This window comes from Cupriavidus sp. 8B (genome assembly GCF_054589115.1).
Genome location: NZ_BAAILO010000129.1, coordinates 52992 through 74760, shown reverse-complemented (window position 1 = coordinate 74760; position 21769 = coordinate 52992). Strand labels below are relative to the sequence as shown.

At 68.1% G+C, this 21769-nt stretch carries 13 protein-coding genes; 4 read left to right on the top strand and 9 right to left on the bottom strand.

Annotated features, from left to right (window positions below; translation table 11 throughout):
- Window positions 1-22: 22 nt before the first annotated feature.
- From glgB to ACYP5B_RS14005, 5 genes are all read right to left on the bottom strand, one after another.
- The gene (gene glgB / locus ACYP5B_RS14025) at window positions 23-2230 is read right to left on the bottom strand and encodes a 1,4-alpha-glucan branching protein GlgB (protein ID WP_400101247.1); all 2208 of its coding nucleotides are present in this window, start codon (window positions 2228-2230) and stop codon (window positions 23-25) included.
- A gap of 73 nt (window positions 2231-2303) precedes the next feature.
- Entirely contained in the window at window positions 2304-5807 is a 3504-nt protein-coding gene (locus ACYP5B_RS14020) for a putative maltokinase (protein WP_400101239.1), read from the bottom strand.
- Window positions 5804-9094, bottom strand: a complete 3291-nt coding sequence (locus ACYP5B_RS14015; RefSeq protein ID WP_459570113.1) for an alpha-1,4-glucan--maltose-1-phosphate maltosyltransferase — start codon at window positions 9092-9094, stop codon at window positions 5804-5806. Before ACYP5B_RS14015 ends, ACYP5B_RS14020 begins: the two co-directional genes overlap by 4 nt.
- A gap of 22 nt (window positions 9095-9116) precedes the next feature.
- Window positions 9117-9623, bottom strand: coding sequence for a glycogen/starch synthase (locus tag ACYP5B_RS14010; RefSeq protein ID WP_459570112.1), 507 nt, complete (start codon window positions 9621-9623; stop codon window positions 9117-9119).
- Between the two features lie 530 nt (window positions 9624-10153).
- Window positions 10154-11179, bottom strand: coding sequence for a sigma-54 interaction domain-containing protein (locus ACYP5B_RS14005; protein WP_400095976.1), 1026 nt, complete (start codon window positions 11177-11179; stop codon window positions 10154-10156).
- 323 nt (window positions 11180-11502) lie between these two features.
- On the opposite strand from ACYP5B_RS14005, the gene ACYP5B_RS14000 reads away from it, so the two are divergent.
- The gene (locus ACYP5B_RS14000) at window positions 11503-12912 is read left to right on the top strand and encodes a sigma-54-dependent transcriptional regulator (protein WP_400095975.1); all 1410 of its coding nucleotides are present in this window, start codon (window positions 11503-11505) and stop codon (window positions 12910-12912) included.
- A 28-nt stretch (window positions 12913-12940) separates the two neighbouring features.
- On the opposite strand, the gene ACYP5B_RS13995 is transcribed toward ACYP5B_RS14000, so the two are convergent.
- Window positions 12941-15508, bottom strand: coding sequence for a glycogen/starch/alpha-glucan phosphorylase (locus ACYP5B_RS13995; protein WP_459570111.1), 2568 nt, complete (start codon window positions 15506-15508; stop codon window positions 12941-12943).
- Between the two features lie 250 nt (window positions 15509-15758).
- Here ACYP5B_RS13995 and ACYP5B_RS13990 point away from each other — a divergent pair, with 250 nt between their 5' ends.
- From ACYP5B_RS13990 to ACYP5B_RS13980, 3 genes are all read left to right on the top strand, one after another.
- Complete coding sequence (locus tag ACYP5B_RS13990) at window positions 15759-16589, top strand: sensor histidine kinase (protein WP_459570110.1); 831 nt, start codon at window positions 15759-15761, stop codon at window positions 16587-16589.
- 190 nt (window positions 16590-16779) lie between these two features.
- On the top strand, window positions 16780-17079 hold the full coding sequence (locus ACYP5B_RS13985; RefSeq protein WP_459570108.1) for a hypothetical protein: 300 nt from the start codon (window positions 16780-16782) through the stop codon (window positions 17077-17079).
- 63 nt (window positions 17080-17142) lie between these two features.
- On the top strand, window positions 17143-17616 hold the full coding sequence (locus ACYP5B_RS13980; RefSeq protein WP_400095971.1) for a PRC-barrel domain-containing protein: 474 nt from the start codon (window positions 17143-17145) through the stop codon (window positions 17614-17616).
- Between the two features lie 312 nt (window positions 17617-17928).
- Here the strand turns inward: ACYP5B_RS13980 and ACYP5B_RS13975 are convergent, their stop codons facing one another.
- The 3 genes from ACYP5B_RS13975 to ACYP5B_RS13965 form a co-directional block, all read right to left on the bottom strand.
- Window positions 17929-19887: a hybrid sensor histidine kinase/response regulator gene (locus tag ACYP5B_RS13975; RefSeq protein WP_459570106.1), complete on the bottom strand. Its 1959-nt coding sequence runs from the start codon at window positions 19885-19887 to the stop codon at window positions 17929-17931.
- 7 nt (window positions 19888-19894) lie between these two features.
- On the bottom strand, window positions 19895-21292 hold the full coding sequence (locus tag ACYP5B_RS13970) for a sensor histidine kinase (protein WP_459570104.1): 1398 nt from the start codon (window positions 21290-21292) through the stop codon (window positions 19895-19897).
- Window positions 21289-21769, bottom strand: a 481-nt coding sequence (locus ACYP5B_RS13965) for a SpoIIE family protein phosphatase (protein ID WP_459570102.1), incomplete at its 5' end; no start/stop codon positions are given. The genes ACYP5B_RS13970 and ACYP5B_RS13965, both read right to left, overlap by 4 nt.

Genomic DNA, 21769 nt, shown 5'->3' with positions numbered 1-21769 from the left:
GTTGGCGGGGGCAAGGGGCAAGTCAGGCTCCTTCCGGGAGATAGCGCAGGACCAGCGTGGCCAGCGGCGGGATGGTGAGGGTGAGCGAGGCGGGCAGGCCGTGCGACGGCGCGGCGGTGGCGGCCACCTCACCGCCGTTGCCGACATTGCTGCCGCCGTAGCAGGCAGCATCGGTGTTGAGGCATTCCTGCCAGCGGCCCGCGAACGGCACCCCCAGGCGGTAGCCCGGGCGCACCACCGGCGTCATGTTGACCACCGCCAGCACCACTTCGCGGCTGCTCGGCGCGGCGCGGCGCAGGAAGGCAAAGACGCTGTTGTGGCTGTCGTCGCCCACCACCCAGCTAAAGCCTTCCGGCCGGTGGTCCAGCGCGTGCAGCGCCGGCAGCTCGCGGTGCAGGCGGTTGAGATCGCGCACCAGCGCCTGCATGCCGCGATGCTCGGGTTGCTCCAGCAAGGCCCAGTCCAGCTCGGTGTCGTGGTCCCACTCTTTCCATTGCGCGAATTCCCCGCCCATGTAGAGCAGCTTCTTGCCGGGATGCGTCCACATGAAGCCGTAATAGGCGCGCAGGTTGGCAAAGCGCTGCCAGTGGTCGCCGGGCGCCTTGCCGATCATCGAGCCCTTGCCGTGCACCACTTCGTCATGCGAGATAGGCAGCACGAAAGCCTCGGACCATGCATAGACCATGCCGAAGGTCATGTCCTGGTGATGCCACGCGCGGTGCACGGGATCGTGCGAGAGATAGCGCAGGGTGTCGTGCATCCACCCCATGTTCCACTTGAAGGTGAAGCCCAGCCCGCCGCTTTGCACCGGCGCGGTCACGCCGGGCCAGGCGGTGGACTCCTCGGCGATGGTCATGGCGCCCGGGCAGCGGTCGCGCACCACGGTGTTGAGCTCGCGCAGGAAGGCCACGGCCTCCAGGTTCTCGCGGCCGCCGAAGCGGTTAGGCACCCACTGGCCCGGCTCGCGGCTGTAGTCGCGGTACAGCATCGACGCCACCGCGTCCACCCGGAGGCCGTCGATGTGATAGTGCTCCAGCCAGTGCAGGGCGCTGGCCAGCATGAAGCCGCGCACTTCATTGCGGCCCAGGTTGTAGATCAGCGTGTTCCAGTCCTGGTGGAAGCCTTCGCGTGGATCCTGGTACTCGTACAGCGCGGTGCCGTCGAACTCGGCCAGGCCGTGCGGATCGGTGGGGAAATGCGCCGGCACCCAGTCGAGGATCACGCCGATGCCGGCTTCGTGGCAGCGGTCAACGAACGCGGCAAATGCCTGCGGCGGCCCCAGCCGCGCGGTCGGGGCGAACAGCGACAACGGCTGGTAGCCCCAGGAGCCGCCGAACGGGTGCTCCATCACCGGCAACAGCTCGATGTGCGTAAAGCCCAGCTCGCGGATATAGGGAATCATCCGCGCGGCGAGGCGCTCCCAGCCATGCACCGGATCGTTGATGTCGCGCAGCCACGAGGTGACATGCATCTCGTAGATCGAGATGGGCGCGGCGTGCGGATCGGTGGCGGCCCGGTGGCGCATCCAGGCCTGGTCGGTCCAGGTATACGGCGGCGCCGAGGTGCCTGGCTGCGCCACCACCGAGGCCGTGGCCGGCGGGGCCTCCGTGGCCAGTGCCACCGGGTCGGCCCTGTCGGGCAGCGATTCCCCATTGGGGCTCAGCAGGTCGTATTTGTAGCGGCTGCCCGGGCGGGCACCCATGGCGTCGGGAATGAACAGCTCCCAGATGCCGGCGCCATGGCGCAGGCGCATTGGGTGCCGCGCCGGGTTCCAGCCGTTGAAGTCGCCGATCACCGAGACGCGCCGCGCGTTCGGCGCCCATACCGCAAAGCGCACGCCGCAGGCCCAGCCCATGTCCTGCACCTGCGCGCCCAGGCAGCGGCCAAGCTCGAAGTGACGGCCCTCGGCGATCAGGTGGAGGTCCAGGTCGCCGAGCAGCGTGCCGAAGGCGTAAGGGTCCGCGCTGAGCTGTTCGGTGCCGTCCGGCCAGCGCATGCCAAGGCGATAGTCGCGCGCGCCTGCCGTGCCGGGCAGCGAGCCGGCAAAGATGCCGCCGGGATGCAGCCGCTCCAGTTCGGCCAGCCGCGTGCCATCCGGGTCGGCGAGCCAGGCCGATTGCACGCCGGGCAGGCAGGCCCGCACCGTCGTGCGGCCGCCGGCGGGGTGGGGTCCAAGCACGGCGAAGGGATCGGCATGGCGTGCCGCCAGCAGCGCTTCCAGGTCGGACATGGCCAGTGGCGGTGGCGGTGGCGCGTCCCCAGGCGCGCGTTTGTCCTTCACGGCGTTGCGGGGGGGCGTGCTCTCAGGCTTGTTCATCGCCGTCCTCGGGGGAGCCGGTCAGCTTGCGCACCAGGCGCGCCAGCCCGTTGACCGGCAGGTCGATCCAGGCCACGCGGTTGGCGGCCTCGTAGCCCACCTCGTAGGCGGCACGCTCCAGCAGGAAGAGGTCCAGCAAGGCTTGCGCCTGCTCCGGCTGCACCCAGGGCTGCGGGGCGGCGGCAAGCACCTGCCAGTAGCCGGCCAGGAAGGCGTCGCCGGCGGTCTGGCGGAAACGGTCCAGCAACGCCTCGCGGCGTTGGGTCTGGGACGGAGGCAGGGCGGCATGGGTGCGCTCGTGGCGGTCCGTGCCGACCGTGGCGGCGGCGTAGTCCAGCGAGCGCAGCAGCCCGGCCACATCGCGCAGCGGCGAGGTCTTGCGGCGGCGCCAGTCGAGCGGCAGCCCCGGCTCGCCTTCGAAGTCCACCAGGTAGGTATCGTTTTGCGCGATCAGCACCTGGCCTAGGTGGAAGTCGCCATGGATGCGGGTCTGCAGGCTGCCCGGCGCCGCCGCGGCAAGTTTTGCCACCAGCTGCGGCAGTTGCGCGCGGGCCTTGATCAAGGTCTCGATATCCGCGGCGAAACGCTGGTTGCGGGACGCGCGGCCCAACTCGCCCGCGCGCTTTTTCAGCAGCGCCACGGTGCGCGCCAGCTCGGCCATGGCTTCCTCGGCCCAGAGTCGCGCCTGCGCGTCGCCGGCGGGCTCTGGCGCAAAGGCGGCATCGTCGGTCGGGCACGCAAGCACCGCGTGCAGCTCCGCCAGGCGCTGGCCCAGCGTGCCGGCGACCGTGGCGTAGCCCTTCAGTGCCTCGGCGAATTCTTCCTCGCTGTCTTCGGATGGCACGGCGTCGTCGATGGCGCGGCCGAGATAGTCCAGCGTCCAGCCCCAGGCGTCGCCCTGGTTGAGGATGTAGCCCTGCAGCAGCATCAGCGTGCGCGGTTCGCCGTCCTCGCCAGTGCGCACCACTTCGCCCAGCAGCGGCGCGGAGTTGCGGTAGCCTTGCGCGGTGAGATAGCGTGTGACTTCGGCCTCGGGGTGGATGCCCGCGGCAATGCGGCGCACCAGCTTGAGCACGGCCGAGTTGTCGAAGGACAGCGAGCTGTTGGATTGTTCGGCCGACACCCACTGGATCTCGTCGGTTTCCAGCGGCAGCGCCGCCAGGCCCGGTTCGGCCAGGAAGCGGATCGGCCCGCGCGGGCTGGGCAGCGCGAGGCCGTCGCGCAGCGCGCGCACCACCTCGCGGGCAAAACACTCCACCGCAAAGCCATCGGTGACCAGGCCCACCCGGCTGCCCTTGCGCACGCGCCCCATGGACAGCGAATGCGCCAATTGGGAGGCGCCTTCGCCCGGGTCATCGCGGTCCCACAGCATGCCTAGCGGCAACTGGTAGCACTCGGCGCGGCTGTCCAGCGCCAGCTCCATTTCGCACAGGTAGGTTTCGTCGCCGGCGGTGCCCTGGCCGAACGGGATGGCGTAGGCAATCGCCACGCTGCCGATGCGCTCGCCCTTGGAGCCGTACCAGCGGCGCCGCCCGATGTAGTGCGGCAAGACTTCGTTGGCCAGCGTGCGGCGCGAGGCTTCGGTCAGCTCGGCGTGGGCCGCACTATGCAATACCAGGGTGATCTGATCGGGCATCTGCTCGGGGGCGTCGACGTGCCAGGAGGGCGGCTGGGCTTCTTCGCTCAGCACGAACCAATAGAACCCGTAAGGCGGCAGCGTCAGCAGATACGTGAGTTGCCCGATCGCGGGGAAGGGCGTGGCGCCCATCATTTCCACCGGCACGCGCCCGGCAAAGGCGGAGAGGTCCAGCTCCACCGCCTGCGGCGCGCGTGCCAGGTTGGCCACGCACAGGATGTGCTCGCCCTCGAACTCGCGCAGGTAGGCCAGGATCTTGCGGTTGCCCGGGAACAGGAAGCGCAGCGTGCCCCGGCCGAAGGCGCGGTGCTGGCGGCGCAACGCCAGCATGCGGCGCATCCAGTTGAGCAGCGAATGCGGATCGCGCGTCTGCGCCTCGACGTTGACTGCATCATAGCCGTACAGCGGCCCTTGCAACGGCGGCAGCACCAGGCGCTCGGGGTCGGCGTGGGAGAAGCCACCGTTGCGGTCGGGCGACCATTGCATGGGCGTGCGCACGCCGTCGCGGTCGCCCAGGTGGATGTTGTCGCCCATGCCGATCTCGTCGCCGTAGTAGATCACGGGCGTGCCGGGCATCGAGAACAGCAGGCTGTTCATCAGCTCGATGCGGCGGCGGTCGCGCTCCATCAGCGGTGCAAGCCGGCGGCGGATGCCCAGGTTGATGCGGGCGCGGCGGTCCGAAGCATAGACCTCCCACAGGTAGTCGCGCTCGGCGCTGGTGACCATCTCCAGCGTGAGTTCGTCGTGGTTGCGCAGGAAGATGGCCCACTGGCAGTTGGGCGGGATCTCCGGCGTCTGCCGCATGATGTCCGTGATGGGAAAGCGATCCTCCCGCGCGATGGCCATGTACATGCGCGGCATCAGCGGGAAGTGGAACGACATATGGCATTCGTCGCCCAGCTCGGCGGTGCCTTCGTTGCTCAGCTCGCCCGCGCTCTGCATGGCGGGCGCGGCCGGCGTGGACACCGGCGGCGGCGCGCGGCTCGCCTGCCCGGTAAGCGCGGGTGAGATCGGCGAGATGGACGCCGCCGGCGCGCCGGGCCCGCCAAAATACTGTTGCGCGTCCTCGGGCCACATATTGGCTTCGGCCAGCAATATCCGGCCGCTGTACTCGGCGTCCAGGTGCGCGCGGATCTGCTTGATGACCGTGTGGGTCTCGGGCAGGTTCTCGTTGCTGGTGCCCTCGCGCTCGACCAGGTAGGGCACCGCGTCCAGCCGCAGGCCGTCCACGCCGATATCGAGCCAGAAGCGCATCACCGACATCACCTCGCGCAGCACCTGCGGGTTATCGAAGTTCAGGTCAGGCTGGTGCGAGTAGAAGCGGTGCCAGAAGTAGGCGCCGGCCACCGGGTCCCAGCTCCAGTTGGATTTCTCCGTGTCGCAGAAGATGATGCGCGTGCCGGCGTAGGTCTGGTCGCTGTCGGACCACACGTAGTAATTGCGGGCCGCCGAGCCCGGCTTGGCGCGGCGCGCGCGCTGGAACCACGGGTGCTGGTCGGAGGTGTGGTTGATGACCAGCTCGGTGATCACGCGCAGGCTGCGCGCGTGCGCCGCGGCGACAAAGCGGCGCGCCTCGCTCATGGTGCCGTAGTCGGGGTGGACGTTGCGGTAGTCGGCGATGTCGTAGCCGTCGTCGCGGCGCGGCGAGGGATAGAACGGCAGCAGCCAGACGGTGTCCACGCCCAGGTTGACGAGGTAGTCGAGCTTGGCGGACAGGCCGGCAAAGTCGCCCACGCCGTCGCCGTTGGCGTCGTAGAAGGACTTGATGTGCAACTGGTAGATGACCGCGTCCTTGTACCAGAGGGGGTCGGCATTGAGCCATGCGGCGCTTGCCGGCTCGGTCAGACGTTTCATGCTGGCTCCTCGCGCAGCGGCTGCACTCGCCACACGGCGAAGGGCAGGGCGTGCGGGTCCAGCCGGATACGCTGGTGCTTGCCCCGCCAGGCAAAGCGGGATCCGTGCATCAGGTCTTCGGCGTGCAGCGCGCCGTGATCGGGCAAGCCCCATTCCCACAGCGGCAGCTCGATGGCCGACTCGCGCACCGCGCGCGGGTCCAGGCTGATGGCCGCCAGCAGCACGTCGTCGCCAAAGCGGGTGGCACGTTCGCTGCTGCCCACGGCGCCGGTCGCGCGCGGGACGAAGCGGGCGAAGTACAGCACCGCGTCGTCGCTGGCGTGGAAGAAGCGCAGGCCAAGGTGGTTTTGCAGGGCGGGGTGGCTGGCGCGGATGGCGTTCAGGCGCGTGATCTCGGCAACGATGTTGCCGGGCTGCTGCCAGTCCCAGGCGCGCAGCTGGTATTTCTCGGAATCTTGATACTCTTCCTTGGGCACGCCGTCCTTCATCACCGGCGTGCCTTCGCACAGCTCAAAGCCGCTGTACATGCCCCACAGCCCGGACAGCAGCGCGGCCAGCGCGGCACGGATCAGGAAGCCGGGCCGCCCGCTGTCGTGCAGGAAATAGGGATTGATGTCCGGCGTGTTGACGAAGAAATGCGGGCGATAGAACTCGCGCAACGGGCTTTGCGTCAGCTCCGTCATGTATTCCGTCAGTTCGCGCTTGTGGTTGCGCCAGGTGAAGTACGTATACGACTGGTTGAAGCCCAGCTTGGCCAGGCGCGCCATCATCTTGGGCCGCGTGAACGCCTCGGCCAGGAACAGCACATCGGGAAAGCACGAGCGCACGTCGGCAATCATCCATTCCCAGAACGGCAGCGGCTTGGTGTGCGGGTTGTCCACGCGGAAGATGCGCACGCCTTGCTCCGCCCAGAACATCACCACGTCGCGCAGCGCCGTCCACAGCGCGGCGTCGGCCGGCGGGGCGCAGTAGTAATCGACGTTGACGATGTCCTCGTACTTCTTGGGCGGATTCTCCGCGTAGCGCAGCGAGCCATCGGGCCGGTGCGCGAACCACTCCGGGTGCTCGCGCAGCCAGGGATGGTCTGGCGAACACTGGATGGCGAAGTCCAGCGCCAGCTCCAGGCCCTCGGCGGCGGCGGCGTCGCGCAGGCGGCGGAAATCATCGAAGCTGCCTAGCTCAGGATGGATGGCATCATGGCCGCCTTCGTCCGAGCCGATGGCGTACGGGCTGCCAGGGTCGCCCGGGTTGGCCCGCAAGCTGTTGTTGCGCCCCTTGCGATGGGTAAGGCCGATAGGATGGATCGGCGTGAGATACAGCACGTCGAAGCCCATGGCGCGAATCGCCGGCAGCCGCGCGATCACGTCGTCGAAGGTGCCGTGGCGCTGGGTGTCGCCGCTTTGCGAACGCGGGAACAGCTCGTACCAGCTCGCATAGCGCCCGGCCAGCCTGTCGGCCTCCACCGGCAGCGCCACCGGGTGACGGGTGCCAAACGGGCGCGGGTCGGCCGCCTGCATGGCGGCGCGGGTCCGCGAGGATAGCAGCAGCTCCAGCCGGTGCACGTCGCCGTCGGGATTGCCTCGGGCGGCTTCCAGTTGGCTGGCGATGGCGCGCACATCCGCATCCGCTGCCGCCGTGCCGCTCGCTGCCGCCACCAGGCGCGCGCCTTCCTCGATCTCCAGCGTGACATCCACGCCCGCCTGCTTCTTTTTGGTGACCTCGTCGCACCAGCTGGCAAAGGTGTCGCGCCAGGCTTCCACCGTGAAGGTGTGGCGGCCCAAGGCGCGCAGCGGAAAGCTGCCGCTCCAGCGGTCGTTGACGCCGGGTGTCAGCGGCGACTGCCGCCATTCCTGCTCGCCCGGGCCGCGCCACAGCAGGACGGCGGCCAGCTTGTCGTGGCCATCCATCCAGATGTCCGCTTCCACCTCCACCCGTTCGCCGGCCACGCGGCGTACCGCGAAGCGCCCCGCATCGCAGGCAGGGGTGATGTTCTCGATGGCGATGCGGGGCGCCTGCAAGGCCGCGGCTACGCTTTTTTCCAGCGCGGCGCGCACGGCCGCCGCGATGCGCTTGCCATTGCGCCGCGCGGGCGCGGCCTGCGCGGCGCTGGGTATCGGGTGGTAGAGCTGGATGCCGGCTGGCGCCAGCGCAATGGTTGCCATCGCATCCAGCACGGCTCCGGCCGGGTCGGCGCCGCCTGGGCCGCCCTCGGCCTGCACCAGCGCGCCGGCGCCGTGAGGCAAGGCTGCCAGGATGCGGTCCGCCCCCAGCGATGCCGCCTCGCGCGCATCGGGGTTGATCACGATAGCCAGCGCCGCGGGCTCCTCGCCCGGGGCGCCGGCCGTGCGGGCCAGCACCGTCAAGGGCGCGTTGCCGCCGCTTACCAGCCGCAAAGCGCGGACCGGCGCGGTGCCACGCGCGGCCAGCCAGGCATTGGCGTGGGTTACCTCATGGGACAGGTCGTAGGGCGGCGGCGTCTCGCCGTCGCCGCCGGCCTCGAAGCCGGCCGGCACCAGCATGCCGTCGCCGATGGCGGCCGCGGCCCATAGCGCGCGGCGCGCGGCCAGCACGTCGGTGCCGGCGCCGTCCAGCGCCGGCGCAGCCAGCACCTTGCCAAAGGGGCGCAGGCGCGCGATCTCCTCGGTGAGCCAGGCGCTGCGGTAGTCCCACCACGGCAGCGAGCAGAAGGCGCCGTCGAACGCGCCTTCGCGCAGGTCATCGAGCTGCGTGGGGCCCAGGCCCGGGGTCCACGCCAGGAAGGCCACGCTGCGCCCGGGCGCGGCACGGCGGGCGCCGGCAATCAATGCCGCCCAGTGGCGTCCGGCCACGCGGGCCGGCGCGCGGCAGACAAAGCCGGCGATGCCGGCGGCGACAGGGGTGCGCAGCCGGTCTCCCCACCACGGCACCAGCGCCGATGCGGTATGCGGATCGTGCCAGCGCAGGCGCACGCCGGGCAGGTGGTTGTCGGTGTCGCGCGGGTCGGCGGCGAGGCCCGCGGGCTCGCGCCAGCCCGGGTCCAGGCCGGCGCTGCCTTGCGGGTAGCGGTCCAGTGCGAGTTCCAGCAGGCAGGACAAGCCGTGGGCGGCGCAGGCCGCCACCACCTGCGCCAGCGCGGGACCCTGCGCATGGAGCACCGGCCAGCCAGCCAGCAGCACATGGTCGAAGCCCAGCTTCGCGGCTCGGGCCAGTGCGTCGGCGTCAGGCGCACCATCATGCGCACCTTCATGCGCACCATCATGTGCACCGTCAGGCCGGGAGGAGGATAGGTCGATCTGGCAGATTCGCACGTTTCATTCCCACCTGTTGCCGTCAGGCCGGAGTGGCTGCGGGCAGCCCGTCGCCAGCGCGCTGCATCAGCAGCGGCGTGAGTGCGGCGTGCCAGTCGTGCGCGTGGACCACGTCCGGGATCGGCAGCGCGGTGCGTCCGGCGGCGATGGCCGTGGCCGCGTGGCTGAGCGCGGCGAAACGCAGCGGGTTATCGACGAAGTCGCGGCCCGCGCCGTCCACGTACGGCGAGCCGGCGCGGTCATACAGCGCGGCGCAATCAAGCAATACCACCTTGACGCTGGTGCCGGGCAGGCGTGCGCTCAGCGGCCGCGCGGCGCCGTGGCCGGCGGGCAGCGCCAGCGGCAGCCCGCCGATGCTGCGCACATCCTGCGTGCGGGCGATGGCTTCGGGGTAGCCGGGCATCAGGATGGTGATGTCGCAGCCGCGCGCTTGCAGCGCGCGCGCCAGTCCACTGACCACGTCGCCCAGTCCGCCGGTTTTTGCCAGGGGGATCGCCTCGGCGGCAACAAATAGCATGCTCGGGTTCAAGGTGGAACTCCTTCGATATCGCTTGGCGGACATCGGGGGATGGGAAGCGATGCCATGACGCTCGATCGTGCGGGCTCTTACCGTTTGCTGCATCGCGGCAGGCCTTCGCGCCCCTCCTGTTACGCGAAGCGCGTGCCAGGCCAGGAGCCGGCAAACCTGGGAAACCCGGAGCCCCAGCGACGCCAAGGGCGGGCGGGGGGAAGGCGGCAGGTGCGTCGGGCGTGACTTGACGGATCGGAGATGCGCAATGTGTGTAAATACTACTGCGCGTCGGTGGCAGTTCGGGGAAAAAGGCGAGGCCCTCAGCGCCGGCACACGGCGTGCAAGACCGGCGAGTGCGCTCGGAGAGACAGCCGGAAAAGCCCGCTTGCGTGAACGCACCGAGATGGAGCAGAAAGGGACGCGGGATCAGGCGACAATGCCCGGAAGGACGGGAAAGGCGGCTCGGAAGGAAGAAACGGCACCCAATCGGGGTGCAATGCTACAAAGCGGGGCAGCCAGCCGTTTGGTGGGTTGCACCACGCCGCGGCTCAACTGGCGCGATAGGTGTCCAGCCGGTTGTAGAGCGTCTTCAGGCTGATGCCCAGCGAGTGCGCTGCCTGCCGCTTGTCGCCGTCGAAGCGCGCCAGCGTGGCCAGGATGATCTCGCGCTGCGCGTCGGCCAGCGACGTGCCGATGCGCACGTTGACGAAACCGTCCAGCGTGGCCGGCCGTGGCGGCTGGGTGGCGATATTGGGGTTGGCGATGTCGATGACGCGGTCGGCCAGGATAAAGGCGCGATAGATGGTGTTCCTCAGTTCACGCACATTGCCGGGCCAGCCATAGTGCCGCAGCCGTTCCAGCGCCGTGCCGGAAAACACCTTGTCGGCGCCTTCCATGGCGTTGAATTCCGCCAGGAAGTGCTTGGCCAGTTGCGCGATGTCCTCGCCACGCTCGCGCAGCGGTGGAATGTGCAACGGGAAGACCGCAAGGCGGTAAAGCAGGTCCTCCCGCAACTGGCCGGTGCGCACCGCTTCGACGGGGTCGCGGTTGGTGGCGGCGAGGATCCGCACGTCGCACACGATCTGCGTGTCGCCGCCCACGCGGTGGAAGGTGCGCGTCTCCAGCACCCGCAGCAGCTTGATCTGCATGTCCGGCGCCATTTCCGTGACTTCATCGAGAAACAGCGTGCCGCCCCGGGCTTGCTCGAAATACCCGGCTTTCTGCTGCACGGCGCCCGTGAAACCGCCTTTCTCGTGGCCGAACAACTCCGACTCGATCAGCGTGGCGGGAATGGCACCGCAATTGACCGCGACGAACGGCCCGGCCCGGCGCGCGCCGCGGTCATGCACGGCGCGGGCTACCAGTTCCTTGCCGGTGCCGCTTTCGCCCACCGCGAGCATCGTGACTTCCGTGGCGGCCACCCGGTCGATCTGGGCGAGCAACTGCTGCATGACGGGCGAAGCGCTTTGCCACAGCAAGGCCGAGGCACCCTGGACGGCCGCGCGCCGCGGCGCGCCGCTTGGCGGCGTGGCGGGACGGGAGGCGGAAGAGGCAGGCGGGTTGAAGCTTGTCATCGAGAGAGGCATGGGGACGCGATTGCCAATGGCGGGGTCGGCAGGAAGTGCGCCGGCGGCGGGGCAATCTGGCGGCAGTTGCGCTAATCCTAGCGCGTGCTTTGGCTTGAGGCCACTGTTTTGAACGGTTGCTGCGCCAATGCCTGCCGGCGCGTGGCGTTGTCAGACAGACACCGGTACCGCTGCGGCTGGCGCCCGCATAAAATTGGTGGTATCCCCGGATTAACCCTGGCGCCAAGTCGCACCACTGCCGTATGTTCTGACATAGGGCCAGGACGTGCTTGCCGTGGCAGCCGGGTTATACGGTGCCGATACGGAGAACGATGCCCCACATCCTGATCGTCGATGACGATGAAAATGCTTGTGCCGCCCTGTCCGAGATCGCGGCGGCTGAGGGCTTTACGTCCGCCACCGCAGGCGACCTGCGCGAAGCCTGCCTGCAGATCGGCTGGCAGATGCCCGATGCCGTGCTGGCCGACCTGAAGCTGCCCGATGGCAGCGGCATGGACTTGTTCAACGAGGTTGGCACTGCCGGCGTCGAAGTGATACTCATGACCGGCTACGCCAGTGTGGAATCCGCCGTGGATGCCCTGCGCCGGGGCGCCACCGACTACCTGGTCAAGCCGATCAACGTCACGCGCCTGCGCACCATCCTCAAGCGCATTGCCACCACCGGCGACCTCAAGGCGGAAATCCATTGCCTGCGCGGCGAACTGCGCCGCTACGGCCGCTTTGGCCGCCTGCTTGGCAGCTCCGAAGCGATGCAGGTGGTCTACGACCAGCTCGGCAAGGTGGCCCCCACCGAAGCCACGGTGCTGCTGGTGGGCGAGAGCGGCACCGGCAAGGAGCTGGCCGCGCAGACGCTGCACGAGCTCTCCGCGCGCCGGCGCCAGCCCTTCCTGGCCGTGAACTGCGGCGCGATTTCCCCCACGCTGATCGAATCCGAGATGTTCGGCCACGAGCGCGGCAGCTTTACCGGCGCGGAGCGCCAGCACAAGGGCTACTTCGAGCGGGCCGACGGCGGCACGCTCTTCCTCGATGAAATCACCGAGATGCCGATCGAGCTGCAGGTCAAGCTGCTGCGCGTGCTGGAGTCCGGCGCCTTCATGCGCGTTGGCACCAACCGCGAGCTGCATGCCGATGTGCGCGTGGTGGCCGCCACCAACCGCAACCCGGAGGAAGCGGTAGCCGAGGGCAAGCTTCGCGCGGACCTCTATCACCGGCTCAATGTGTTCCCGATCGAGCTGCCGCCGCTGCGCGCGCGCGGCGATGACGTGGTGCAGATCGCCAACACGCTGCTGGAGCAGATGAATGGCGAGCATGGCACGCAACGCCGCTTTGCCCCGGAGTTGCTGGACAGCCTGCTACTGCATGCATGGCCAGGCAATGTGCGCGAGCTGCGCAACTTCGTGCAACGCGCCTACATCATGGCCGACCAGGATCTCATTGCCGATGCCCGCGTGCCGCTGCAGGTCGCGGCGACCAATCCGGCCGCCACCGCCGTGGTCTCGGTGCCAGTGGGGATGTCGCTGGCCGAGGCCGACCGCCAGTTGATCTTCGCCACGCTGGCGCAGTGCTCCGGCGTGAAGAAACACGCCGCCGAGATACTCGGCATCAGCCTCAAGACCTTGTATAACCGCCTGGAAGAATATGCCTCGAGGGGCGAGTTGCCCGAATCGCTGCGCGCCAACGGCACGAGCACGCCGCCGGGCAGCACCACGGCGCCGAACTAGCATGTACCGCGCGCTGCCCGGCCTGCGCTCATGCGTTGACGAGCCGGCGCCGGTGCCGGTGCGCGGCATGGGCGTCGCTGGCCTGGTGCAGCAGGGGTACCCGTACCGGCCCGACGTGCCAGATCCGGGAGCAGTACTCCTGGATGGCGCGATCGGACGAGAAGTGCCCGGAGCGTGCCGACGACAGCACCGACATGCGCTGCCAGCGCTCCTGGTCGGCAAACGCGGCGCTGACATCCTGCTGGCAATGCAGGTACGAGGCAAAATCCGCCAGCAGCAGGTAGGGGTCATGCTGGAGCAAGCCGTCGAACAGCGGCTGGAACACGGCCGCGTCGCCCTTGGAAAAAAACCCCTGGCGGGCCAGCCCGATCACCGCGCGCAGCTCCGCATTGCCATCGAAGAACATGCTCGGCCGGTAGCCTGCCGCCTTGAGCGCGTAGACCTCGGTGGCGGTCAGGCCGAAGGGGAAGAAGTTGTCGGCGCCGATATGGTCGCGCAGCTCGATGTTGGCGCCGTCCATGGTGCCGATGGTGATGGCCCCGTTCATCGCGAACTTCATGTTGCCAGTGCCCGACGCCTCCTTGCCGGCCAGCGAAATCTGCTCGGAGAGGTCGGCCGCGGGGTAGATGCGCTGCCCGTAGGTCACGTTGAAGTTCGGCAGGAAGACCACCTTGAGCCGGTCGCGCACCTGCGGGTCCCGGTTGACCACCTCGCCTACCGCGGTGATGAAGCGGATCATCAGCTTGGCATAGTGGTAGCCAGGCGCGGCCTTGCCGGCAAACAGGAAGGTGCGCGGCACGATGTCCGCGTGCGGATCGGACTTGATGCGGTGGTACAGCGCCACGATATGCAGCACGGCAAGATGCTGCCGTTTGTACTCATGGATGCGCTTGACCATGACATCGAACATCGAATCAGGGTCCACCACGACGCCGGTGGAGTCCTTGATCACGCGGGCCAGGTCGGTCTTGTTGGCGCGCTTGGCCGCATGCCACTGGTGGCGGAAGGCGGGATCGTCGGCGTAGGGCTCAAGGGCGCGCAGGCCGGACAGGTCGCGTATCCACCCGTCTCCGATGGCGTCGCAGGCCAGCCTGGTGAGCCGCGGGTTGGCCAGCGCCACCCAGCGCCGCGGCGTGACGCCATTGGTGACGCTGGTGAATTTTTCCGGCCAAAGCTCGTAAAAATCCTTCAGCACGTCTTGCTGCATCAGGCGCGAATGCAGGTCGGCCACGCCGTTGATGGCGTGGCTGCCCACGCAGGCCAGATGCGCCATGCGCACATAGCGGGGGCCGCTTTCATCGATCAGCGACAGCCGCGCCAGGCGCGACGCGTCGCCGTAGAACCGGATGCGCACTTCGTCCAGGAAGCGCGCGTTGATCTCGTAGATGATCTCCAGGTGGCGCGGCAGGATGCGCTCGAACAGCGGCACCGGCCAGCGCTCCAGCGCCTCGGGCAACAACGTATGGTTGGTATAGGCAAAGGCGCGCCGGGTGATGTCCCAAGCCTGGTCCCAGGGCAGGTCGTGGTCGTCCACCAGCAGGCGCATCAGCTCGGCGATGCCGATCGAGGGATGCGTGTCGTTGAGTTGCACCGCGAATTTTTCATGGAAGCGCGTCAGCGGGATGCCGTGCGCGTCCAGCAGGCGCAGCATGTCCTGCAGCGAGCACGAGACGAAGAAGTATTGCTGCTCCAGCCGCAGCTCCTTGCCCTGCTGCGTTTCGTCGTTCGGGTAAAGCACCTTGGTCAGGTTTTCGGAGGTCACTTTCTTGCTGACCGCACCGAGGTGGTCGCCCCGGTTGAACACATTGAAGTCGAAGGCTTCGGTGGCCTCCGCGCGCCACAGGCGCAGCGTGTTTACGGTATTGACGCGGTAGCCGAGGATTGGCGAGTCGAAGGGCACGCCCACCACGGTCTTGTCCGGCACCCAACATACGCGGTAATGCCCGCGGTCATCGGTGTAGCGCTCGGTATGCCCGCCAAGCTTGACCTGCACCGCCCACTCCGAGCGCTGGATCTCCCACGGGTTGCCGTTGCGCAGCCAGGTGTCGGTGCTTTCCACCTGCATGCCATCGATGATGGACTGGTGGAATATGCCGTATTCGTAGCGGATGCCATAGCCCAGCGCCGGCGTCTCCAGCGTGGCAAGCGAATCGATGAAGCAGGCCGCCAGCCGGCCCAGGCCACCATTGCCCAGGCCAGGTTCCTCCTCCTGCGCGAGGATTTCATTCAGGTCGAGGCCGAGCTCCGCCATGGCCTCCCGCACTTCGTCGCAGATGCCCAGGTTGACCAGGTTGTTGCCCAGGTGCGGGCCCATCAGGAATTCCGCGGAAAGGTAGGCGACAGTGCGCGATGGCTGGCCAAGGTAGGCCTCGGCGGTGCTGATCCAGCGCTGCACCAGCCGGTCGCGCACGGTGTGGGCAAGGGCCTGGTAGAGATCGTTGCCGCTGGCCAGGCCCGGCAGCTTGCCCTGCGTATAGAACACATGGTCGAGGAAGGCGCGCCGGATGGTGGCGCTGGACATGGCGGTACGGGTGTCATGGCCGGGGTGCGCGGCGGACGGGGCGGGCGGGACTGTCGGCTCGGTATCTGCCGTCATCGGGATCCTCCTGGTGGCATCGGTCAGGGACGCGTGCGGTGGCGCCCGCGCGGGATGGCATGCAAGAAGCGTGGCAGCCCGGGGAGTGGCAAGACGAGGGCGCAGCGCAGCCACGTCTCTGATCCTAGACAAGATTTTGCGGATGCGTGCCTGGATTGCGGTTTCGGGCCGCGCGGATGCAATCCAATTGCGTGCGCGGTATGCTTTTTGCATGACAACCGGGTGAGCATGCAGTCCCCACAAGGTATCGATGTCGCAGCAACATAATCCTTCTGACGGCCCCGACGCACCGGGTCATCCCGTGGCCGGTGAATCCACCTGGCCGATCCAGAGCACCGCCGAAGTCGCCGCGTTGATCGGCCAGGTGGCGCATGACCTGCGCTCCGCGCTTAACGGAGTGCAGAGCTGGGCCTACGTGCTGGACCGCTCGCTCGACACGCCCCCGACCTCCGCGCAGCGGGCGCTTTCCGGCATGCGCACCGGCATGCAGCAGCAGCTGGCGTTGATCGAACACATGGAGGAGGCGGTGGCGCTGCTGGCCGACGAGAGCCCGCCGCAGTGGGAGCGCGTGGACCTGCTGGCCGCACTGCAGAAGGCGACGGACGAGGTACGCCCGGTGGCCGATGCGCGCGGCGTAACCCTGGCTGCGGCGCTTGTGGATACCCCTGAGGGGCAGCCTGCCGCCGCCCTGCAGATCGACGCCGACCCCCGCCGCCTGGATCCGCTGCTGCGTCACCTGCTGGTGCATTGCATCCGCCATGCGCGCAGCGCTGATACCGTGGAGGCGCACCTCAAGCCGGAGGTGGGGCGGATCCGGCTGCGCATTACCGAGAGCCGGGCGCCCACCGACGCACGCAAGGACGAGCGCATTGCCGTCCTTTCCGATTTCTTCCGCCGGCGCAAGGTCCAGGGCGGTGTATCGGCGCCACGCCAGGGCACCGCGCTGCTGCTCGCCAGGCGGCTGGTGGAGACGCATGGGGCGCACATCGAGGCCGAAGGGCAGGGGTGTTCGACCGATAGCGGATGGGTGTGCATTTCCGTGAGTTTTCCGCTGCATGCCATCGCGCACGGATCCCCTTGAACCCGTAGCTTTTACCGATCTCAGCATAATATGCATGGCGCCCGCGTTTGCGGGCGCTATTTTTTTCGCCCGCGAAAGGCCGTCTTCAGCCTGCGTGGATTGGCACGGCTGCCTCCTGCAGGCCATCAGTGCATATTGGCCCGCCCTTTGCATGAACAGGATGTCCCGAACCCTGCTCAAGGAGCCGAACATGCATAAGGAAAAGGCCAAGTCGCACGCCATCGGCAAGTCCACGCCGCCGAAGGCCGCCAGGACCGCGAGGGACACACAGCAAAAAGCCCCCGCCACCTATCAGGAAGCGGTGGACGATGCGCTCGACATGACGTTCCCGGCCAGCGACCCGATCTCGCCTAGCGCCGCCATGCACGCCGAGAGGAAAACCAGCACGCCGCGCGACGACACGGACTGGAGTCTCAAGCGCGGCAGCGAGCACCAGCCCGCCGGGGCAAAGCCCGCCGCGCATCTCAAGGGCAAGACGGATTCGCATTGAATCGCAGGCCGGCCCGGCTTCTCACCCTTCACAGCCTGAATTCGAACCTGGAGGTACAGACACATGAACCCACTACAAACCAACCCAGCCAACCCAGCCAACCCGCCTGTGCCCGGCGCCGCCATCGTCGGCGAGCTCGATGCGGACCGCTCCGGCCCGGGGCCATTCGTGATGGCCGCCGATACGCTGGAAGGCAACAAGGTGATTGGCCCGGGCGGCGAGGATCTTGGGACCATCGACCACATCATGATCGACGTGCGGGGCGGGCGGGTCGCCTATGCCGTACTGTCGTTTGGTGGCTTCCTCGGCATCGGGGAGAAGTTGTTCGCGGTTCCCTGGTCGGCGCTGACGCTAGATACGCGGCGCAAGTGTTTTGTGCTTGGCATCGACAAGGAAAAGCTCAAGGGCGCGCCCGGATTCGACAAGGATCACTGGCCGACCATGGCCGATCCGCAATGGGCGACCAGCATCCACCAGTATTACGGCACTTCGGCGTATTGGGAGTCCGATCACTATGACCCGTGGGTCGGCCGGTGAGCGAGTGTGAATAACGGGGTGAGGTGAGCGGGTGAGCGGGTGGGGTGTGCGGGCGGGGTGAGCAGGATTTCCTGCGTGCAACGATTGCGGGATACCGGGCGGGCCGGATGCGCGGCCAGCCCGGTCTCTTGTTGGCGTTGAAGCCTCACGCCCGCTGTGGCGGCGGCGGCCTGTCCCCGGGCGGCGGATCGCTCACGGGAGCGGGCGGATCGGGATCAGGCACTTCCGGCGGCGGAACTTCCGGCGGTGTCGGGGTCTGATCAGGCTCGGGTGTGATATGAAAGTGCAGCTGCATGTTCCATCTCCGAAAAGTCAAGGTCGGGGGGCAACCGGCTCCCCAAGGTCATCCAGAATCCGCAACAACGCCTCCAGATCCACCGGCTTCACCAGATGCTGGTCGAATCCGGCTTCCGTCGTGCGCTGCCGGTCAGCCGGCTGGCTATAACCAGTCAAGGCCACCAGCCGCACATGCTGCAACTCCGGTATGGCCCGAAGCCGCTGCGCAATCTCGAAACCATCCATCGCCGGCATCCCAAGATCCAGCAAGATCACATCGGGCTGCGCCTTGACTGCCCGCACGATGGCGGCCGGCCCGTCGATGGCGGTCACCACCGTGTGTCCCATGGCCTCCAGCGTCAGCGCCATCGCCTCCAGCGCATCGATGTTGTCGTCCACCACCATCACCGTGCGCGGCGTGCCGGGCCGGGACCGTAGCTTGCCCACCTCGGGCTGCCAGCTCTGCCACGGCTGCGCGGGCAGTTCCACCACAAAGGTGCAGCCCAGGCCGGCGCCCGCGCTCTGCGCGTAGACGTTGCCGCCGTGCAGCTTGACCAGCTTTTGCACCAGCGAGAGGCCGATGCCCATGCCTTGCGCACTGGTGGTGCCAGCGGGCTTGTCGCCGTGATGCGCGGTGGCCGGGTCGAAGATGGCCTGCAGCGCCTGTGGTGACAGGCCGGGGCCGTTGTCCTGGACGCGGACCGTGAGCAGCGTGCCATCGCTGGTGACTTCCAGCGCAAGCTGGCCGTCCGGCTGGGTATAGCGCGCCGCGTTGTGCAGCAGGTTGCTGAAGATCTGGGTCAGCCGCACCAGGTCGCCGCGTACGGGCATCGGCCCCTCCGGCACGCTCAGCCGCAGCGTGTGGCCACGGGAATCGATCAACGGGCGCACGGCTTCCACGGCGGTATTCAACGCGGTGCGCAGCTCGACCAGGTCGTCGCGCAGCACGATCCGGCCCTGGGTGAAGCGTGCGACATCGAGCAGGTCGTCCACCAGGCGGGTCAGGTGATGCAGCTGGCGGGCAATGATGTCGCGCGCCTTGAAGGTGTCCTCGCGGCTTGGCGCGCAGCGCATCAGCAAGTCGGCGGCGCTGCGCATCGGTGCGAGCGGGTTGCGCAGCTCGTGGGCCAGCATGGCGAGGAAATCGTCCTTGCGGTGGTCCTCTTCCAGAAGCATGCGCTCGGCACGCTTTTGCGGGGTAATGTCCTGGCAGATGCCGGCCACGCGATAGAAGACACCAGCCGTATTGGAGACCGGGGATGCGCGCGCGCGGACCTCACGTACCTCGCCATCGCCTCGCTCGAGCCGGAATTCCGCATCCATATGGCCGTCGCGCAGCATCGCATCGAAGGCGGCTTCCATGCGCTCGCGGTCCTCGGCGTGCACGCTGGCGAGCCAAAAGCGCGGGTTGTGCTTGAGGTCTTCCACCGGGCGCGCCCAGAGCTGGGCGAACGACGGGCTCATGAACAGGAACTGGTTCTCGGCGGGGTCCAGGATCCACAGCGCATCGGAGAGATTCTCGGCCAGCTGGCGGAACAATTCCTCGTTTTCGCGCAGGGCTTGCGATGACTGGCGGGAGGCTTCCTCAGCCTTGCGCATGCGCAGCAGGGCATTGATGCTCGATACCAGTTCTTCTGCCTCCACCGGCTCGACCAGGTAGCTGTCGGCGCCGCCATCCAGCGCCTGCACCCGGTGGCGCGATTCGGTCAGCGCGGCCGAAGTCTGCAGCACCAGCGTGCTGGCGGTCTCGGGATCGCTCTTGATCAGCCTGCACACTTCCAGCCCATTGATGTCGGGCAGCTTCACATCCAGCAGCACCAGGTCCGGGGCATGCTGGCGGACCAGGGACAGCGCGGCCTGTCCGCTCGCGGCCTCCAGCACGGAGAAGCCCGCGCGCTGCAGGATGCGGCCCTTGACGTAGCGAGGCCCGTCGCTATCGTCCACGTTAAGGATCAGCGGGCGCTTGGCGTTGATGGGAGAGGGCAGGATGTTCATGGCGAACTCAGCGATGTGGCGTATCGAAAGGTGCAGCGTGGCGCGTTCGCGCGTGGCAGTGGGCAGGGATCATCAGCGTGAAGGTGGATCCCTTGCCAGCCTCGCTTTGGACATGGATGTCGCCGTTCAGCAATTCGGCAAGCTGGCGGCACAACGGGAGGCCCAGGCCAGTTCCCTTGACCCGGTGCTGCAGCGGGTTGGCGACCTGCACGAACTCTTCAAAGACCATCGGCAGGTGATCGGGGGCAATGCCGATGCCGGTGTCCGCAACCGTCAGCACCACTTGATCGGTAGCAGGAAGGTAGACGGCGCCCACGCGCACCTCGCCGCGCTCGGTGTACTTGAGCGCGTTGGAGACAAAGTTGCGCAGGATCTGCGCCACCTTGCCCTCGTCGGTATGCAGCGACGGGATATGGTCGACGGAGCCGAACACCAGTTCCACGTCGGCGGTGTGCTGCAGCGGGCGCATCATGCCGCGCAGCGCGCTGAAGGTATTGTCCAGCGTGAATTCGGTGACGTGCACCTCGGTCTTGCCAGAGGCGATCTTCGCCAGGTCGAGCAAGTCGTCCACCAGCTGGCTCAGCGCCTCGGCGGAATGGCGCACCATCGTCACCTGATGTACCTGCTCGGCATTGAGCGGGCCATCGGTCTGGTCGAGCAGCAACGTGGACAAGGCGCGGATCGAGCTCAGCGGCGTGCGCAGTTCGTGGCTCACGTTGGAGAGGAAGCGGCTCTTGGTTTCGTCCGCTGCGCGCAGGCGCTCGGCGCGATCATCCAGCTCCGCGTACAGGGCCACCACGCCGCGGTTGGTGTCCGCCAGTTCGTTGGCCAGCAGCTCAAGTTCGCGCTGGCGGGCGGCCAGCTCGTGCAGCGTGCCCGCCAGCTCGCGGTTCTGCTCGCGCAGCTCGCTCGCAATGAGATCGGGCGAGCGCTCGAGGCAATGCCCGGAGATGGCAGCCAGCGCGGCGGGCGCAGGCTCGGCCGCGGCTGGCGGCAGATGCCGGCGAATCGCGAGACGGGTTTGCGGCGATCCTTCGGGCTCGAGCGACCAGGTGTCGGCCAGCGCCACGGCATGCAGTAGCGCTTGGGCCGGCGGGTCGTCCGGCAGGGCCTCGCCACGCAGCATGCGCGCCAGCGTTGAAATCGCGGAGGGCGCCGCATCGACGACGATGGCGAGTTCGCGCGCCATCTCGTTGCGGCAATCGCCGCGAATCATCTCCGCGCGCAGCGTACGGGGCTCGTCCATCGCCAGCAGCAGGCGCGCAAGCTCCGACACCGTGGTGGCGATGGCCGTTTGCTCGATCGCGGAGAAGCCAAGCTCGGCCGCGGCGTTGCGGGCTGCCTGGCGCGCCACCACCACATCGGTGTCCGCGCGCAGGGCGAGCTGGAAGAGCGGGAGCCTCATGACAAGGCTCCCTGGCCAGCTGCGGCAGGCGAATCCGGGGCGCTCGCGGGGCCCGTCCACGTGCGGCATTCGCTGTTGCGGCGGCACACGATCACGGTGACGTCATCGCGCCCACGCGCGAAATCCCGGTACAGCACCGCCGCAACGATGGCCGGGTGCCGCGCGCTCAGTCCGGGATAATCATCCAGGTCCCAGTGCGTGCCCAGGCCATCGCTGTGCAGGATCAACAGTGTGTCGGGTGGCCACGGCGCCTCCACTTCAGTCACCTTGCGCATGGTGCAGCCGACAATGCCGTTGTGCGACATCAACTGGCGCCGCGTGCCGGCGCTGCCCAGCGCCCCGGGTGTGACCACGCAGGCGCAGATGTTGCCGATGCCGGCAAAGCGGATCCGCCCGGGCTCCGTCTCGATGCGGGCTACCGCGATCGCCGCGCCGCGCGTGGCGCGCAGTGCCGCATGGGCGTGCCCGATCAGCACC

Coding starts and splice junctions, on each gene's coding strand:
- ACYP5B_RS14005 (WP_400095976.1), bottom strand. CDS start 11,179: ATGACAAGCTTCAACCCGCCTGCCTCTTCCGCCTCCCGTCCCGCCACG.
- ACYP5B_RS14020 (WP_400101239.1), bottom strand. CDS start 5,807: ATGAAACGTCTGACCGAGCCGGCAAGCGCCGCATGGCTCAATGCCGAC.
- ACYP5B_RS13980 (WP_400095971.1), top strand. CDS start 17,143: ATGAACCCACTACAAACCAACCCAGCCAACCCAGCCAACCCGCCTGTG.
- ACYP5B_RS14000 (WP_400095975.1), top strand. CDS start 11,503: ATGCCCCACATCCTGATCGTCGATGACGATGAAAATGCTTGTGCCGCC.
- ACYP5B_RS13990 (WP_459570110.1), top strand. CDS start 15,759: ATGTCGCAGCAACATAATCCTTCTGACGGCCCCGACGCACCGGGTCAT.
- ACYP5B_RS13975 (WP_459570106.1), bottom strand. CDS start 19,887: ATGAACATCCTGCCCTCTCCCATCAACGCCAAGCGCCCGCTGATCCTT.
- ACYP5B_RS13970 (WP_459570104.1), bottom strand. CDS start 21,292: ATGAGGCTCCCGCTCTTCCAGCTCGCCCTGCGCGCGGACACCGATGTG.
- glgB (WP_400101247.1), bottom strand. CDS start 2,230: ATGTCCGACCTGGAAGCGCTGCTGGCGGCACGCCATGCCGATCCCTTC.
- ACYP5B_RS13995 (WP_459570111.1), bottom strand. CDS start 15,508: ATGACGGCAGATACCGAGCCGACAGTCCCGCCCGCCCCGTCCGCCGCG.
- ACYP5B_RS13985 (WP_459570108.1), top strand. CDS start 16,780: ATGCATAAGGAAAAGGCCAAGTCGCACGCCATCGGCAAGTCCACGCCG.